The sequence below is a fragment of the Parvimonas parva genome (assembly GCF_045866535.1).
Taxonomy (GTDB): Bacteria; Bacillota; Clostridia; order Tissierellales; family Peptoniphilaceae; genus Parvimonas; species Parvimonas parva.
The window spans coordinates 432,711-448,529 of sequence record NZ_AP038371.1; the positions used below are offsets into that span (position 1 = coordinate 432,711).

The 15,819-nt window shown below is 28.4% G+C and carries 13 protein-coding genes and 3 tRNA genes; 14 read left to right on the forward strand and 2 right to left on the reverse strand.

Annotation, left to right across the window (positions count from 1 at the left end):
- Positions 1 to 9: 9 nt before the first annotated feature.
- The 5 genes from ACKTSI_RS02235 (at position 10) to ACKTSI_RS02255 (ending at position 4,934) form a co-directional block, all read left to right on the forward strand.
- Positions 10 to 846 carry an Mrp/NBP35 family ATP-binding protein gene (locus ACKTSI_RS02235; protein WP_288980750.1) on the forward strand — a complete coding sequence of 279 codons (837 nt, stop codon included), beginning with the start codon at positions 10 to 12 and terminating at the stop codon, positions 844 to 846.
- Between the two features lie 235 nt (positions 847 to 1,081).
- Complete coding sequence (locus ACKTSI_RS02240; RefSeq protein WP_407863016.1) at positions 1,082 to 2,008, forward strand: bifunctional riboflavin kinase/FAD synthetase; 927 nt, start codon at positions 1,082 to 1,084, stop codon at positions 2,006 to 2,008.
- Between the two features lie 9 nt (positions 2,009 to 2,017).
- Positions 2,018 to 3,034, forward strand: coding sequence for a UDP-glucose 4-epimerase GalE (gene galE, locus ACKTSI_RS02245; protein ID WP_407863017.1), 1,017 nt, complete (start codon positions 2,018 to 2,020; stop codon positions 3,032 to 3,034).
- A 14-nt stretch (positions 3,035 to 3,048) separates the two neighbouring features.
- A complete protein-coding gene (locus ACKTSI_RS02250; protein ID WP_407863019.1) occupies positions 3,049 to 4,380 on the forward strand; it encodes an MATE family efflux transporter in 1,332 nt (443 codons plus the stop codon).
- A gap of 11 nt (positions 4,381 to 4,391) precedes the next feature.
- A complete protein-coding gene (locus tag ACKTSI_RS02255) occupies positions 4,392 to 4,934 on the forward strand; it encodes a TIGR01440 family protein (RefSeq protein ID WP_288980757.1) in 543 nt (180 codons plus the stop codon).
- Positions 4,935 to 4,990: 56 nt separating this feature from the next.
- Here ACKTSI_RS02255 and guaB read toward each other — a convergent pair whose 3' ends face one another.
- Complete coding sequence (gene guaB, locus ACKTSI_RS02260; RefSeq protein WP_288980760.1) at positions 4,991 to 6,454, reverse strand: IMP dehydrogenase; 1,464 nt, start codon at positions 6,452 to 6,454, stop codon at positions 4,991 to 4,993.
- Positions 6,455 to 6,982: 528 nt separating this feature from the next.
- Between guaB and ACKTSI_RS02265 the strand changes: the two genes are divergently transcribed.
- The 7 genes from ACKTSI_RS02265 (at position 6,983) to ACKTSI_RS02295 (ending at position 12,601) form a co-directional block, all read left to right on the forward strand.
- Positions 6,983 to 7,058, forward strand: a tRNA-Phe gene (locus ACKTSI_RS02265).
- Positions 7,059 to 7,063: 5 nt separating this feature from the next.
- Positions 7,064 to 7,138, forward strand: a tRNA-Gly gene (locus ACKTSI_RS02270).
- 9 nt (positions 7,139 to 7,147) lie between these two features.
- A tRNA-Cys gene (locus tag ACKTSI_RS02275) sits at positions 7,148 to 7,221 on the forward strand.
- A 58-nt stretch (positions 7,222 to 7,279) separates the two neighbouring features.
- A complete protein-coding gene (locus ACKTSI_RS02280) occupies positions 7,280 to 8,815 on the forward strand; it encodes a Mur ligase family protein (RefSeq protein WP_201275238.1) in 1,536 nt (511 codons plus the stop codon).
- An 80-nt stretch (positions 8,816 to 8,895) separates the two neighbouring features.
- Complete coding sequence (gene asnB / locus ACKTSI_RS02285) at positions 8,896 to 10,719, forward strand: asparagine synthase (glutamine-hydrolyzing) (protein WP_308577961.1); 1,824 nt, start codon at positions 8,896 to 8,898, stop codon at positions 10,717 to 10,719.
- 11 nt (positions 10,720 to 10,730) lie between these two features.
- On the forward strand, positions 10,731 to 11,918 hold the full coding sequence (locus ACKTSI_RS02290; RefSeq protein WP_407863020.1) for a D-alanine--D-alanine ligase: 1,188 nt from the start codon (positions 10,731 to 10,733) through the stop codon (positions 11,916 to 11,918).
- On the forward strand, positions 11,918 to 12,601 hold the full coding sequence (locus ACKTSI_RS02295) for an aspartate/glutamate racemase family protein (protein WP_068473911.1): 684 nt from the start codon (positions 11,918 to 11,920) through the stop codon (positions 12,599 to 12,601). The genes ACKTSI_RS02290 and ACKTSI_RS02295 overlap by 1 nt, the downstream gene beginning before the upstream one ends.
- Before the next feature lie 13 nt (positions 12,602 to 12,614).
- Here the strand turns inward: ACKTSI_RS02295 and ACKTSI_RS02300 are convergent, their stop codons facing one another.
- The gene (locus ACKTSI_RS02300; protein ID WP_407863021.1) at positions 12,615 to 14,555 is read right to left on the reverse strand and encodes an acyltransferase family protein; all 1,941 of its coding nucleotides are present in this window, start codon (positions 14,553 to 14,555) and stop codon (positions 12,615 to 12,617) included.
- 319 nt (positions 14,556 to 14,874) lie between these two features.
- Between ACKTSI_RS02300 and ACKTSI_RS02305 the strand changes: the two genes are divergently transcribed.
- Positions 14,875 to 15,321 carry a Dps family protein gene (locus tag ACKTSI_RS02305; protein ID WP_407863023.1) on the forward strand — a complete coding sequence of 149 codons (447 nt, stop codon included), beginning with the start codon at positions 14,875 to 14,877 and terminating at the stop codon, positions 15,319 to 15,321.
- 156 nt (positions 15,322 to 15,477) lie between these two features.
- Positions 15,478 to 15,816 carry a type II toxin-antitoxin system PemK/MazF family toxin gene (locus tag ACKTSI_RS02310; protein ID WP_311526114.1) on the forward strand — a complete coding sequence of 113 codons (339 nt, stop codon included), beginning with the start codon at positions 15,478 to 15,480 and terminating at the stop codon, positions 15,814 to 15,816.
- The last annotated feature ends 3 nt before the right edge of the window (positions 15,817 to 15,819 follow it).

Consider the following 15,819-nt stretch of genomic DNA (forward strand, 5'->3'; position numbering starts at 1 on the left):
AGGAACAATATGAGTAGTGGTTGTAGTTCAGGTGGTTGTTCTGGTTGCTCAAGTGCATCAAGCTGTGGGGTATCAGAAGAATTTGAAAGCTTGTTGGTTGAACAAAATCAATTTAGCGACATAAAAAAAGTTATAGGTGTAATTAGTGGTAAAGGTGGAGTTGGAAAATCTTTAATCACTTCTATGCTTGCGAGTGGAATGATGAAAAGAGGAAAAGAAGTTGGTATTTTAGATGCCGATATTACTGGACCATCAATACCAAAATCTTTTGGGATTGACGGAAAAGCTAGAATAGATGAAAGAGGAATCATTCCTTCAACAACTGAAAATGGAATTAAAATAATGAGTATAAATTTATTACTTGAAAAAGAAACAGACCCTGTTATCTGGAGAGGACCTGTTATCGCAGGAGTAATAAAACAATTTTGGACAGATGTTGTTTGGGAAAATGTAGATTATATGTTCGTTGATATGCCACCAGGAACAGGTGATGTGCCACTAACAGTTTTCCAATCACTACCTGTTGATGGAATTATAATTGTAACCTCACCACAAGATTTGGTTTCTATGATTGTGGAAAAGGCAGTTAAAATGGCAAGAATGATGAATATTCCAATTATAGGAATTGTTGAAAATATGAGTTACTTTAAATGTCCTTGTTGTAACGAAGAATTAAATATATTTGGAGAAAGTGACTTACCTTACATATCAAGAAAATTTGGACTTACAAATGTTGCAAAAATTCCACTTGATAAAAAAATACCTGAAATGGTTGATGAAGGGGAAGCCGAAAAATTAGATACAGATTGCTTAACAGATATATTAGATGCAATAGAAAAATTATAGATAAAGTGTGTTCTTAACGGACACACTTTTTTAGGTTCAATAACTAATAAATACTGACTAAATATTTTAAAAAGCACCTAAAACGTCACCTCGACAAAACGTAGTGCTTGGAGAGGTCTTCAAGCAGGTACTTTATTTAACTTTAGTAATTTTAATTAGTGTTTAGTATCAAAATTGAAATTTACTCTTTTTTGTTGTATAATTACTTTAAAGATTAAATGAAAAAGGGGTTTTTATGGAGCATTTTAAATTGAATTTGGAAAGTGATTTTAAATTTGATAATATTGTTGTAGCTCTGGGAAATTTTGATGGTTTTCATATCGGTCATCAAAGTTTGATTTCTGAATTAAATAATATAAAGATTAAAAAGGGATATAAGACTGTTGTTTTTCTTTTTGAAAGCCATACTAAGGATTTTATTTTTAATCAGAGTTCAAGTAGGATAATGTCCTTTTATGATAAATTAAAAAGGCTTGAAAGTTTTAAAATAGATTATGTTTTTAGCATTGAGTTTTCTAAAAAGATTAAAAATTTAACTCCATTAGAATTTTTGGAGTTTTTAACTGAAAATTTAAGTGTAAAGCATATTGTTGTTGGAAGTGATTATAGATTTGCAAAAAATCGTGAAGGAAATACTGATTTTATTAAATCGTATATGAATAATAAAAATTTATCTTGTACTATTGTTGATAAGATAAGTTTAGATAATATGGAAATTAGTAGTACAAAAATTATTGAATACATAAGAAATGGAAATGTTGAACTTGTAAAAGATTTGCTTGGTAATTTTTATTCTATAAAGGGTAAAGTTGTTTCTGGTTTTCAAAGAGGGAGAAATCTAGGTTTTCCTACTGCAAATTTGGATATTTCTTTTAATTATGTTATTCCAAAAGAGGGAGTTTATTTTACAAAGACGATAGTTGATGAAAAAGAACTTTATAGCTTTTCAAGTATTGGTTACAATCCAACTTTTGATAATAAAAAATCTACAATAGAATCACATATTTTTGATTTTGATGAAGATATTTACGGAAAAGATATTGAGCTTTGCTTTTCAAAAAGATTAAGAGATAATATTAAGTTCAATTCAGTTGATGAACTGATAGAGCAATTAAAAAAAGATGAAATTAGATGTAGAGAATTAATAAAAAATATAAAATAGGAGATAAATATGAAACAAATTTTAGTTACCGGAGGAGCGGGATATATTGGCTCTCATACTTGTATAGAACTTTTAAATGAAGGATATGATGTAGTAATAATTGATAATTTTTACAACTCCAGCGAAAAAGTTTTAAGGATAATTGAAGAGCTTAGTGGCAAAAAAATCAAATTCTACAAAGGTGATGTTAGAGATAAAGAAATACTTAGAAAGATTTTTTCAGAAAATGATATTTATGGGGTAATACATTTTGCAGGACTTAAGGCTGTTGGAGAATCAGTTGAAAAACCTATAGAATATTATGATAATAATATTAACGGAAGCATAAAACTTATAGAAGTTATGAGAGAATTTAATGTAAAAAATTTAATTTTCAGCTCTTCTGCTACTGTTTATGGAAAGCCGAAGTCTGTTCCTATAAAAGAAGATTTTTCACTTTCTGTTACAAATCCTTACGGAAGAACAAAATTATTTTCAGAAGAAATTTTTACGGATTTGTATATTTCCGATAATGATTGGAATATTGTTCTTCTTAGATATTTTAATCCGATTGGAGCTCATAAGAGCGGTAGAATAGGTGAAAATCCTAATGGAATTCCTAATAATTTAGTTCCATATATAACTCAAGTTGCAGTTGGTAAATTAGACTATGTTAGAGTTTTTGGAGATGACTATGAAACAAAAGATGGAACAGGTGTAAGGGATTATATTCATGTTTTGGATTTAGCATTAGGTCATATAAAAGCAATTAAAAAATTTGAAGACAGTAAAGCTGTTAGAATTTATAATCTTGGAACAGGTGAAGGTTATAGTGTTTTTGATATGATTAAAAATTTTGAAGAAGTTACAGGGAAAAAGATAAAATATGTAGTTACTCCGAGAAGAAGCGGAGATATTGCAGAATGTTTTGCTGATTCTACTAAGGCAAAGGAAGAACTTGGTTGGGAAGCTAAATATGGAATAAGAGAAATGTGTGAAGATAGTTGGAGATGGCAATTAAATAATCCAAATGGATATGAGGATTAAGGAGTTTTATAACAATGGACACGAAGAGTATTTATTCTGAAAATAATATTATTAAAGCGCTTTTGCATTTTGCAATTCCGGGAATTTTGAGTATTTTGATTGCAGAGCTATACAATATGGTCGATACTTTTTTCGTTGGAAAATATGTTGGAGCAAATTCGATAGGCGCTTTGAGCGTTGTTTTTCCTTTGCAAAGACTCGTTATTGCAATTTCAATTTGTCTTGGAATTGGAGTTTCAAATTTAATATCAAGAAGGCTTGGAGAAAAGCGTTCAAAAGAAATAACTAAATATACAACGGCTGTAACAGGACTAACTTTGATTATAATTTTTTTAGTTACAACAATCTCTCTTTTGTTTATTAAGAATATTTGTATGTTTTTAGGAGCAAGAGATGAAATACTCATATATTCAGTTGGATATTTAAGAATAGTTATGTTTGGGAGTGTTTTTTTAGCATTTACAACAGTCTTTGGTTATATGAATATTGCTTATGGGAATATGAAAGTTATGTTGTTTTCTTCAAGCATCGGAGCTTTTATAAATATAGTAATCGACTTTGTTTTAGTTAAACATTTTAATATGGGCGTTGAGGGTGCAGCAATTGCTACCGTTTTTAGTCAAATTATTTCTTTTGTATTTGCATTTTTCTATATAAAAAAATTGCAAAGAGAAAATGGTTTTAGTTTGATTCCAAGATTTGATATAAAAATTTCTTGCAATATTTTAGCGATAGGTTTTTCTTCATTCATAATAGAGTTTTCGGATGCGATTTTGATTAGTGTGCTTAATCATTTGCTTTTACCTGTTGGTGGAAATGATGCAATTATTTTAGTTGGCGTAGTTACAAAGGTATCTATGTTTATGTTTGTGGCTATGATTGGAGTGAGTAGTTCAATTCAACCATTAATTTCTTATAATTATGGAGCAAAAAACTTTTTTAAAATGAAAAAAATTATAAAAACGGGTTTTGTATTAGTTTTTTCTCTATCTACGATAATCTGGATATTTATGATTTACAATGTAAAATTTGTTATAAATTTATTTTTAAAAGATGAAAGACTTTTAGAGATAGCTACTAAAAGTTTTAAATATGTTATCTTAGTTTTTCCAATTCTTAGTTTTTATTATATTTGTATATACTTTTTCCAATCTATCGGTAAGGAAAGATACAATTTTTTATTATCGATTTATAGAGAAACACTTTTATATATTCCAATAGTTATAATTATGGTAGGTGAATTTGGAGTTTTAGGAGCATGGATTAGTTATCCAATAGTTGATGCTATTTCAGCTGTAACGGGTTTTATATTGCTTTTTAGAACTCTAAGGAAGATAGAGGCTTAAGGAGGTTTGTTATGGACTTAATGAAAATCAAAGAAGATTTACAAATTTGTATGGACGAGCTTATTGAAAAGGCAAAGTTTGAAGAGGGCGATATTTTTGTTTTGGGTTGCAGTACAAGTGAAGTAAAAGGAAAATATATTGGAAAAGATACAGATATTGAGGTTGGCAAACTGATTGTTGAAACTATAAAAGAAAAATTGGATAAAATAAATGTGAATTTTGCAGTTCAATGTTGTGAGCATTTGAACAGAGCATTGGTTGTTGAAAAATGTGTTGCAAGAAAAAATAATTTTGAAATAGTAAATGTTGTTCCACAAAAAAATGCGGGTGGTGGAGTCGCAACCTCAGCTTATGAATTATTTAAAAATCCGGTAGTTGTAGAAAAAATAGTTGCAAAAGCAGGACTTGACATAGGCGACACTTCCATTGGTATGCATGTAAAATTTGTTCAAGTACCGGCAAGATTATCTGTAAAAGAAATAGGGAATGCACATTTAACAGCATTAACTTCAAGACCAAAATTAATTGGTGGAAGTAGAGCGGTTTATCAATAATAATTAAAAAAAATAAAGGCTATTCGCTTTAAAACGAATAGCCTTTTTCTATATAACTATTTTGAATAGTTTGGAGCTTCTTTTGTTATTTGAACATCATGTGGGTGAGATTCTATAAGACCAGCACCTGTCATTCTAACAAATTGAGCAGTTTCTCTTAAAGTTTCTAAGTCTTTTGCTCCTGTATATCCCATACCTGCTCTAATTCCACCAACGATTTGGTAAATTGCATCTGCTAATGTTCCTTTGTAAGGAGTTCTTCCTTCAATTCCTTCTGGAACAAGTTTTTTACCATCTTCTTGGAAGTATCTATCTTTTGAACCTTTTTCCATTGCAGCAAGAGAACCCATACCTCTATAAGTTTTGAATCTTCTCCCTTGGAAAATTTCAAATTCTCCTGGTGATTCGTCAGTACCTGCAAGCATTGAACCTAACATTACAACATTTCCGCCTGCAGCAAGTGCTTTAACAACATCTCCTGAATATTTTAATCCACCATCAGCGATGATTGTTTTTCCCATTTCTCTAGCAACAGTTGCACAATCATATACAGCTGTAATTTGAGGAACACCAACTCCTGCAACAACTCTTGTTGTACAGATTGAACCTGGACCTACACCAACTTTAACAACATCGGCACCTGCCTCAAAAAGAGTTCTAGTTGCATCAGCTGTTACAACATTACCTGCGATAATATCAAGTTCAGGATATTTTTCTTTGATTTCTTTAACTTTTTTAACAACTCCCATTGAATGACCATGAGCAGTATCGATAACCACAGCATCAACTCCAGCGTTTACAAGAGCCTCTAATCTTTCAAAAGTATCAGCACCTGTTCCAACTGATGCAGCTACAAGTAATCTTCCTTGAGAATCTTTTGCAGAGTTTGGATATTTAACAACTTTTTCAATATCTTTAATAGTTATTAATCCAGTTAAAATTCCCTTGTCATTTACAAGAGGTAACTTTTCAATTTTGTGATTTCTTAAAATTTGAGCAGCCTCATTTAAAGTAGTATTTGAAGGAGCTGTTACAAGATTTTCTTTTGTCATTACAGTATCAATCTTTACTGAATAATCTTCTAAAAATCTTAAATCTCTATTAGTCAAAATTCCAACTAATTTTTTTTCTTCTAAAGAATTTACAATAGGTACACCGGAAATTCTATATCTTTTCATTAAGTCCTCAGCCTCTTGAACTTTATGTTCCGGAGTTAAGAAGAATGGGTCATTTATAACGCCACTTTCTGAACGTTTAACTTTTCTAACTTCTTCAGCTTGTTGTTCGATAGGCATATTTTTATGTATTACCCCAAGACCACCTTCTCTTGCCATTGCTATTGCCATTTTATGTTCTGTTACAGTGTCCATTGCAGCAGAAACAACCGGAATATTTAATTTGATTTTTTTAGTAAGTTGTGAAGATAAATCAACATCCTTTGGTAAAACTTCACTTCTTGCTGGAATTAAAAGTACATCATCAAATGTTAAGCCTTCTTTTTGGAATTTTGTTTCCCACATATTATTTTTTCTCCTCCTGATAAAATTATTTTTTTGTCCTAATTATTTTTTTGAAAAATTTTAAAAGCAATCAAATTAAAATTTATCAAAAAATATATTAACATATATTATACAACAATAAAAAAAAAAATCAATTAAAAAACGGCAAAAAATAAAAAAAATTTTAAAAAAATTTTATTTTTGTTCAAAATTTTAAATTTACAGCAATTTGAGATTAATTAATAGCAACAATATTTTTAGAAAAATACTTGACAATGTTATATTAATATTGTATAATATCAAGGTACTTATGAGTTAAGATTATTTTGTTTTTTATTGATTTATATTTCAATATTATCAAAGAAAAAATTTGAATAATTTATATGCCCAGATAGTGAAAAGTCGGTATAAGGAAGTGGCAAAAACAACGAAGTTGTTTTTAGGCAATGCCTTAGTTTAGTGCGAAGCACGAGAGAATGAGCTATCTAAAAATTGAAATAAAAGTAAGTACAGAAATTTTAAAAATTTTGAAAAAATTGAATATTATATGCCCAGATAGCTCAGTCGGTAGAGCAGAGGACTGAAAATCCTCGTGTCGGTGGTTCGATTCCGCCTCTGGGCACCAAATATGCGGGAGTGGCTCAGTGGTAGAGCATCGCCTTGCCAAGGCGAGGGTCGCGAGTTCGAATCTCGTCTTCCGCTCCATTTCAATTTGGCGACATAGCCAAGTGGTAAGGCAGAGGTCTGCAACACCTTCATCTCCAGTTCAAATCTGGATGTCGCCTCCAAGGTCTCTTATGAGACCTTTTTTTGTTATTTAGTTTTTTGTTTTGAAAGGAGTATGTTATGAAATTAAAAACTCTTTTAGAAGATTTAGAAATTTTAGAAGTAAAAGGTAATTTAGATATTGAAAAAGAAATTGAAAAAATAGAATATAATTCAAAAAATATTTCAGGAAATGATATTTTTGTAGCGATAAAAGGATATAAAACAGATGGACATATCTATATAGATTCAGCTAAGGAAAAAGGCTGTTATGCTTGTATAGTTGAGGACTTTGTTGATACAGATATAATTCAAATTAGAGTTAAAAATTCAAGGTCCGCTCTTTCAAAAATTTCTCATAATTATTATGGTAAGCCGAGTAAAGATTTAGATGTTATTGGAATTACTGCTACAAATGGTAAGACTACAACAAGTTTTATGCTTAAAAATATTTATGAAGAGGCAGGACTTAAGGTTGGAATTATTGGAACGGTTTTTGTAAAAATTGATGATTTTATGATTCCGTCTTATTTAACAACTCCTGAAAGTTTAGATTTACAAAAGTATTTGAGTATTTTTAGAGAAAAAAATGCTGATAAGGTAATTATGGAAGTTTCTTCTGCAGCTTTAGAGTTGGATAGAGCAAAGGATGTTGATTATAATATTGTAAGTTTCCATAATTTAAGTAAAGAACATATGGAGCAACATGGTAGCTATGAGGCATATAAAAGAGAAAAGTCCAAGCTGATAACTGAGGCTAAGGAGCATCAAATAGCTCTTTTGAATTTTGATAATTTGGAGATAAAAGAATTAGCCTCAAAAACTAAGGCTAAAGTTTTTTCTTTATCATTGGATAGTTTAGAAGAAAATTTTTCAATGAAAAATCTAGACTTATCAACAGGTCGTGGTAAATTTGATTTTATCATAAATAGAGATATTGAAACTAAAAACGGAATTTTGAAAAAAGGTGAATTTCATATTGAATTAAATACTGCCGGTTTTAGCTCTGTTATGAATTCAATGGTGGCGATAGGAATAGCTCTTTTGGACGGAATAAGTATTTCAACAATTCAAAGTGCTTTGAAAAAATTTAGAGGCGTTGAAAGAAGATTTGAAATTATTTTTGAAAAAGATTTTAAAATAATTGATGACCATTTTGCAAATGAAGTTAATATCGATGTAACTCTTGAAACACTTTGTAAAATGCAGTATAACGATATAAAATTTTTATATGCAATAAGAGGAAATCGTGGAGTTGAACTAAACGAAGAAAATGCTTTAAAAATTATTGAGTGGAATGATAAATTAAAATTAAAAGAAATATATGCAACTTTAAGTAAGGATACGGTTACTTGGAAAGATGAAGTTTCCAACGAAGAAAGAGATATATTTTTGAAAATTATGAATGAAAACAATATAAAGGTTCATTTGTTTGACACTTTAAAAGAGGCTGTTGAAACGGTTATTGACCTTGCACAAAAAGATGATGTTGTTATGTTTGCAGGTTGTCAAGGAATGGATAAGGCAGGTAGAATTGGACTTAACTATATTTTGGAAAAAAACAGCTCTTATGATAGAGAGGAAATTTTATTTCCATTAAAGGATAGAATTGTTTAAAATTTGTAAAATGAGATATAATATGTTACAATAAAATTTACAGTAAAAAAGAAATTTTGAATTATTCTTAAGGAGAAAATATGTGCGGATTTGTAGGATTTTATAGTAAAGATATAAAAGACGAAAATATAATAAAAGAAATGAATAGTCAGATAGTTCATCGTGGACCTGACAGTGATGGCTATTATTTTGATAAAGGAATTAATTTTGGTTTTAGAAGACTTAGTATAATAGATTTAAATGAGGGCTCTCAACCAATTTTAAATGAAACTGATGATATTGCTATAATTTTTAATGGAGAAATTTACAACTACCAAGAAATTAAAGCTGATTTATTAGAAAAAGGATATAAATTTAAAACAAATACGGATACAGAAGTAATTTTGCATGGTTATGAAGAATATGGCGAAGAAGGTATTTTAGCTAAACTAAGAGGTATGTTTGCTTTTACTATCTGGGATAGCAAAAAAGAAAAACTTTTTGGAGCGAGAGACCACTTTGGAATTAAACCATATTATTACACAATGATAGACGGAGATTTTGTTTTTGGCTCTGAAGTAAAATCATTTTTGAAATATCCAAAATTCAAAAAAGAAGTAAATGAAAAAGCTCTTAAGCATTATCTTGTTTTTCAATACAATCCTTTAGAAGAAACTTTTTTCAAAGGGGTAAAGAAACTTAGACCCGGACATTATTACATTTTTGAAAATGGAAAGTTGGAAATAAAAAGTTATTACAATATAAGTCTTGACTATAAGGAAATGACTTTTGATGAGGCCGTAAGTAAGATTGAAAAAGAAGTTGAAGAGTCAGTTAGATACCATAAGATTAGTGATGTTGAAGTTGGTTCTTTCCTTTCAGGTGGAGTTGACTCAAGTTATGTAGTTGCGACTGCGATGCCAAATAAGACTTTCTCTGTCGGCTTTGACAACAAAGGATTTGACGAAACTGTTTATGCAAAGGAGCTTTCTGATAGTCTTGGAATAGAAAATTATTCAAAAATAATTACTCCTGACGAATTTTTTGAGGGAATAAATAAAGTTCAATATTATTCAGATGAACCACATGCAAATCTTTCATCTGTTCCATTATACTTTTTATCAAAACTTGCAAGAGAACAGGTAAAGGTAGTTTTATCCGGAGAAGGTGCTGATGAATTATTTGCAGGATATAATGAATATGAAGAGGCACTTCCACAAAGAATTTATAAAAAATTACCATTTTGTTTAAGAAGTAAATTATACAAAAAATTCAAAGACAAAAAACATTTTAGTGGTAAAACTATTATTATGAAATACGGACAAAAGGTTGAAGACAGATACATTGGACAAGCTGATATAATGTCTGATGAACAAGCCAATTCAATTTTGAAAGAAAAGTATAAAAATTCTGAAACTTCAAGAGATTTAACTAAAAAATATTATGATAAAGTTAAGGATATGGACGATGTTTCAAAAAGATTGTATCTTGATATGAATATGTGGATAATTGATGATATTTTGCTAAAGGCAGACAAAATGACTATGGCAAATTCTATTGAACTTAGAGTTCCATTGTTAGATAAAAAAATGTGGGAACTTGCAAGGTCAATCCCTGTAAAACATAAGGTAAACGGAACAACTACAAAATATGCTTTTAGAAAGGCTGCTAAAAACAAATTGCCGGAGGATTGGGCGAAGAGAAGAAAAGCAGGTTTCTTAGTTCCTTTTGTAAATTGGATTAAAGAAGAAAAATATTATAATATAGTTAAAGAAGTTTTCAATAAAGAATTTGTCGGTGAATTTTTTGACGTTGAAAAGATAAATACACTTTTGGATAATCACTTTAATAATGTAGAAAATAATGGACGTAAGGTTTATACAATTTATACATTTTTAAAATGGTATGAACAATATTTTAATTAAGAGGTAGAGTTATGAATAAAGCGGTTGTTTTAGGCTGTAATTATTATATAGGACTTAGTATGATAAGATGTTTGGGTCGTGAGGGAGTTCATGTTGTTGCTTGCGATTATGATTTTGAAACTTATGGTGCGAAGTCAAAATATATTTGTGAATTTCTTAAAGTTTATGATTTGAATGAGAATGACGAACAAACTTTTTTAGATTTAATTGAATATGGTAAAAAGCAAGATGAAAAACCAGTTATATTGCCATCACATGATAAATATGTAGAGTTTATAGATAAATATTATGATGAGCTTGAAAAATATTATTTGATTAGTCAAGTTAGGGGTCTTAATACTAAGTTGATGGATAAGTGGATTTTATACGATATTGCCAAAGAAAACGGAGTAAAAATTCCTACTACAATTAATGCAAATGATGAAAAATTAGTTGAAAAAGTAAAAAATGAAGTTGGATTTCCTTGTATCATCAAGCCTGTTGATACTGTAAAGTTTACTAAGGTCTTTAGAAATAAAGTTTTTATCTGTAATAATGTTGAAGAAATGGAAAACGGAATAAAAAAAGCGAAAGACAATGATATAGAAATTTTTATTCAAGAAATTGTTCCGGGTTTTGATGATTGTATGTTGACTTATGATTGTTATATTGATAAAAATGGAAAAACTACTCATTATATGACTGCTCAAAAACAAAGACAATGGCCGATAAACTTTGGAGCATCTTGTTTTACGATTCAAAAGTACAATCAAAAATTAATTGATATTTCAAAGCCTTTTTTAGAAAAAATCGGTTATAGAGGTTTTGGAGAAATAGAATTTAAAAAGCATGAAAAAACGGGAGAAATCTATCTGATAGAAATAAACGCAAGGACTACTAATTTTAATAATTTGATTTATAAAATTGGAATAAATACGCCTTACATTGCATATCTTGATTTAACCGGAAATTTAAAAGAAAGTGATTGTAAATATATCGACTATGATACAAACTATGCTTTTATTTACGGCTTTGAAGATATGGTTGCAATTTGGCGTTATAAGAAAACTAAACAAGTTGGAATTTTAAAATCTTTAAAGATTTCATTTTCAAGTAAATGGGCTCCTGCAATTTTTGCTATTTATGATTTGAAACCTTGGTTTTTCTTTAATAAAATTCTATTGGAAAAAGTTTTTAGAAAAATATTTAGGAGGAAATAGTGTATAAACTGGGTGTTATTGGAGGTATGGGACCTTTAGCAACTGTTAATTTTTATGAAAAAATAGTTTTAAATACAGATGCACATAAGGATAACGAACATATTAATTTGATTGTATTAAATCATTCAACTATGCCTGACAGGACAAAATGTATTATTGAAAATAGAAAAACTGAATTTTTAGATGCAATAAGAAAAGATTTTGAAACTCTTGAAAAAATTGGAGTTAATACAGTTGCTATTCCTTGCAATACAAGTCATTACTTTTATGATGAATTTAAAAATTTTACAAATTTAAAAATCATAAATATGATTGAAGAAACTATTTTAGAAATAAAAGATAGAGGAATAAAAAAAATAGCTGTATTTGGAACACTTGGGACACTAAATTCAAAAGTATATGAAAAGTATGCCGATAAATATGGAGTTGAAGTTAAAGAAATTTCTTTGGAAGATAAAAATTCCGTTATGGATATAATCTATAATATCAAAGAAACAAATAATTTAGAAAATACAGATTTTATTGAAATTTTAAATAGATATTGTGATGATGAGACTATTGGAATAATAGCTTGTACTGAACTAAGTCTTTTAGATATTGATAAAAAAATAAATACAATTGATGCGCTTAATGTTCTTGTGAATAAAAGCATTGAACTAAGTGGAGCGAGTGTAAAAAAGTAATTTAAAAGGAGCATTACGCTCCTTTTTTTATGTGTTTACTTAATTCTGTTTTTAATAATTCTGTGTATTCTTTTGCGCCTTTTTCATTTGGGTGAGTAGCATCTTTGTAAAAAATTTCTTTTTTGTTTTTAGCAACAGAATACCAGTCTATCATTTTAACATTTTCCATTTCATCTGAAATTTCTTTTATCGTTATATTTACTTGTTCTTCCCAAGGTTCAGGAACAACGCAGTTAATTAAAAAGATTTGTCTTTTTTCTAAAGATTTTAAATATTCTTTAAACTTTTCTTTGTCTATTTTGTAATTAGTTCCTAAGTGGATTACAACAATATCTTTTATATTATTCTTTTTATTTAAATCTTCTAAAACTTTTGGTAAATCCCAAGCTTGCCTACTAACCTTTGCATCTATAACAGAATTTTTAAATTCTTCCTTCATTTTATCGGCAGATGATAACATTACACTATCTCCGATAAATGTAATACTTTCTTTTGAAATATCTACTTTATTTTCTTCTTTATCTTTAGCTACTTCTCTTGCAACTTTTTTGTCAGGAATTTCTAAATAATTTTCTTTTTCTTCATTATTTTTTTGTATATTTTCAAGTTTATTCTTTAACTCATCAATATCATTTGATTTTTGTGAAAGAGATAAAATGGAAGTAGAAAATATTATAAAAATCGCTAAAATGCCAACAGATGCAAAAAGATTTTTATTTGTTATATCTTCTTCACATTTTTTATTTATATACCTTAAATAATTCTTTTTACCTTCGAAAATTCTATAACTTATTTCTGCAAAAATAATTGAAAATATAAATTCAATAAAAACTAAATATATAACAGAAATTTTACTCCACTTTAGAAAATCTCCTATAAATATAGTTATAGGGTATTGCCACAAATAAAGGCTATAACTTCTTCTTCCAACTACTGTAAAAGGAGTTAAACTTAAAAGTTTATTCATTATATTGTCTTTTAAAAGTATAAAAACTAAAAACAGACCAATAAGTAATGAGTAAAAATACATACCGAATTTATAAACTATATCTAATTTTGCATCCAGTATTATTGAAATATAAATTATAAAAGAAAATAGCATTACAGAAAAAATATTTATACCGATATTTCTTCCTTTTGAAAATTCTAAATTTTGTACTTTTTCTCTTGGATATAAACAGCCAAACAATGAGCCTATTAAAAAACTGAATGCTCTAGTGTCTATTCCATAGTAGATTCTTGAAACATCTGTATTTGGACTATATAGTAAATACATTGTTAGAGCAGATAGTATAGATAGAATAAAAGTTATAATAGCTATATTTTTTCTTTTTAATTTTAAAGTTCCATAAAGTATTGAAATCAAGATTGGCCATATTAAATAGAATTGCACTTCAAGACCCAAAGACCAAAGATGAGTAAATGGATTTGGATTTCCATGTGATTCAAAATAAGATAAGCCATGTATTATTTGGTAAATGTTGTTTATTCCAAAAAGTGAGCTGAATAAATTTCCAACATATCCATTTAGCATATCATTAAAGAAACATAATACTAATAAACTTACTATGCTAAGCATCGGTAACAAAGGAGTATATAGTTTTATAATTCTTTTTTTCCAAAAGTTTAAAATATCCAGATGAATATGTTCGTCCATTTCTTTTAAAAAATTATCGGTTACTAAATATCCACTTAAAACTAGAAAGATTACAACGCCGAGATACCCACCGGCAATTTTATGTGGAATTATATGATAAAGCATTACTAAAACTACGGCGATTGCACGAAGTCCGTCAAAACTTTTTATATAATTTGGATTTTGTATTAATTTTTCTTCTTTGTTTTTAGATAAATTTTCATCGCTTTTTAAATTTGTCTTTTTAATTTCACCATTTTGTAAATTTCTTTTTTTAGTGAAATTTTTTTTATTATTATCTATGTTAAAATTTTTCATTTTCTTCATTCCTTAATAAATTTGTCTATTAGAAATTATAACAGAAAAAAAAATAAAAGCAATTACAAAAATGTTACAATTTAGCCATTTTTAAGATAATTATTGCTTGATAAAATTATCATTTTCCATTTAAGAAATAAATTCATAAAAAATTTTAAAAAGCACACCAAATATGTGATTTGAAATAGTTTTTTTGCTAAAATACTTACCACAAATATAAAAAAATTTTTTTGAAAAAATTTGAAAAAAAACTTTATTTTTTTTAAAAAATGGGTATATAATTATTGTAAATGATAATACACTTAGGAGGAATAAAAAAATGAAAGATTTTAAAAGTTTAAATGTTTATTTATCAAACATCGCAGTTATGACTACAAAATTGCATAACTTACATTGGAATGTAGAAGGAAGAAACTTCTATCAAACACATACATTCACAGAAGGATTATATGATACATTCTTTGAATGGTATGATGAAGTTGCTGAATCAATCAAAATGAGAGGTGGATTCCCTTGTGCATCATTAAAAGAATATATTGAAATTGCTACAATTAAGGAATTAGAATCAAAGAAAGTAACAGTTGACGAAGTAAATGAAATAGTTATGAATGACTTAGTTGCTCTTAAAGAAGAAGCTACTAAAATCAGAGAAGAAGCTGATGAAGCTGGAGATTTCATAATCGTTGGAATGTTAGAAGGACATATTGGCGAATTACAAAAAAATATTTGGTTCTTCAGAGCATCAAAACCTTGTTGCCATAAATAAACAAAAATATTTTTAGCACCCGAAAGGGTGCTTTTTTTTGTGATTTTTTTCAATAATAATTATTAAGTATTGATTTATTTTCCATAAAACTATATAATAATTAAATAAGATTATTTAAGAGGGAGTGCTTTTAGTTTTTGCTAAAAGAAAAAATATATGAAGGTAAAAAGAGGCGATATTTTTTATGCTGATTTAAGTCCCGTTGTTGGTTCAGAACAAGGGGGAGTAAGGCCTGTTTTGGTCGTGCAAAATGATATTGGAAACAAATATAGTCCAACTGTTATTATTGCAGCTATAACTTCTCAGATGAATAAAGTGAAACTTCCTACTCATGTTGAAGTTTCAGCAGAATTTGGACTTCCTAAAAATTCTGTGGTGTTATTGGAGCAAATAAGAACGATAGATAAAAAAAGGCTTAGAGAAAAAGTCGGTTTTACTGATGAGTTCTTTATGAAAAAAGTTAATGAGGCTCTTATAAAGTCTGTTGGAGTTTAATAC

What these genes read in the sequence shown, in the direction of transcription:
- ACKTSI_RS02310 (WP_311526114.1), top strand. Translation starts at nt 15,478, where the DNA reads ATGAAGGTAAAAAGAGGCGATATTTTTTATGCTGATTTAAGTCCCGTT.
- ACKTSI_RS02235 (WP_288980750.1), top strand. Translation starts at nt 10, where the DNA reads ATGAGTAGTGGTTGTAGTTCAGGTGGTTGTTCTGGTTGCTCAAGTGCA.
- ACKTSI_RS02300 (WP_407863021.1), bottom strand. Translation starts at nt 14,555, where the DNA reads ATGAAAAATTTTAACATAGATAATAATAAAAAAAATTTCACTAAAAAA.
- ACKTSI_RS02250 (WP_407863019.1), top strand. Translation starts at nt 3,049, where the DNA reads ATGGACACGAAGAGTATTTATTCTGAAAATAATATTATTAAAGCGCTT.
- ACKTSI_RS02255 (WP_288980757.1), top strand. Translation starts at nt 4,392, where the DNA reads ATGGACTTAATGAAAATCAAAGAAGATTTACAAATTTGTATGGACGAG.
- guaB (WP_288980760.1), bottom strand. Translation starts at nt 6,454, where the DNA reads ATGTGGGAAACAAAATTCCAAAAAGAAGGCTTAACATTTGATGATGTA.
- ACKTSI_RS02240 (WP_407863016.1), top strand. Translation starts at nt 1,082, where the DNA reads ATGGAGCATTTTAAATTGAATTTGGAAAGTGATTTTAAATTTGATAAT.
- ACKTSI_RS02280 (WP_201275238.1), top strand. Translation starts at nt 7,280, where the DNA reads ATGAAATTAAAAACTCTTTTAGAAGATTTAGAAATTTTAGAAGTAAAA.
- asnB (WP_308577961.1), top strand. Translation starts at nt 8,896, where the DNA reads ATGTGCGGATTTGTAGGATTTTATAGTAAAGATATAAAAGACGAAAAT.
- ACKTSI_RS02290 (WP_407863020.1), top strand. Translation starts at nt 10,731, where the DNA reads ATGAATAAAGCGGTTGTTTTAGGCTGTAATTATTATATAGGACTTAGT.
- ACKTSI_RS02305 (WP_407863023.1), top strand. Translation starts at nt 14,875, where the DNA reads ATGAAAGATTTTAAAAGTTTAAATGTTTATTTATCAAACATCGCAGTT.
- galE (WP_407863017.1), top strand. Translation starts at nt 2,018, where the DNA reads ATGAAACAAATTTTAGTTACCGGAGGAGCGGGATATATTGGCTCTCAT.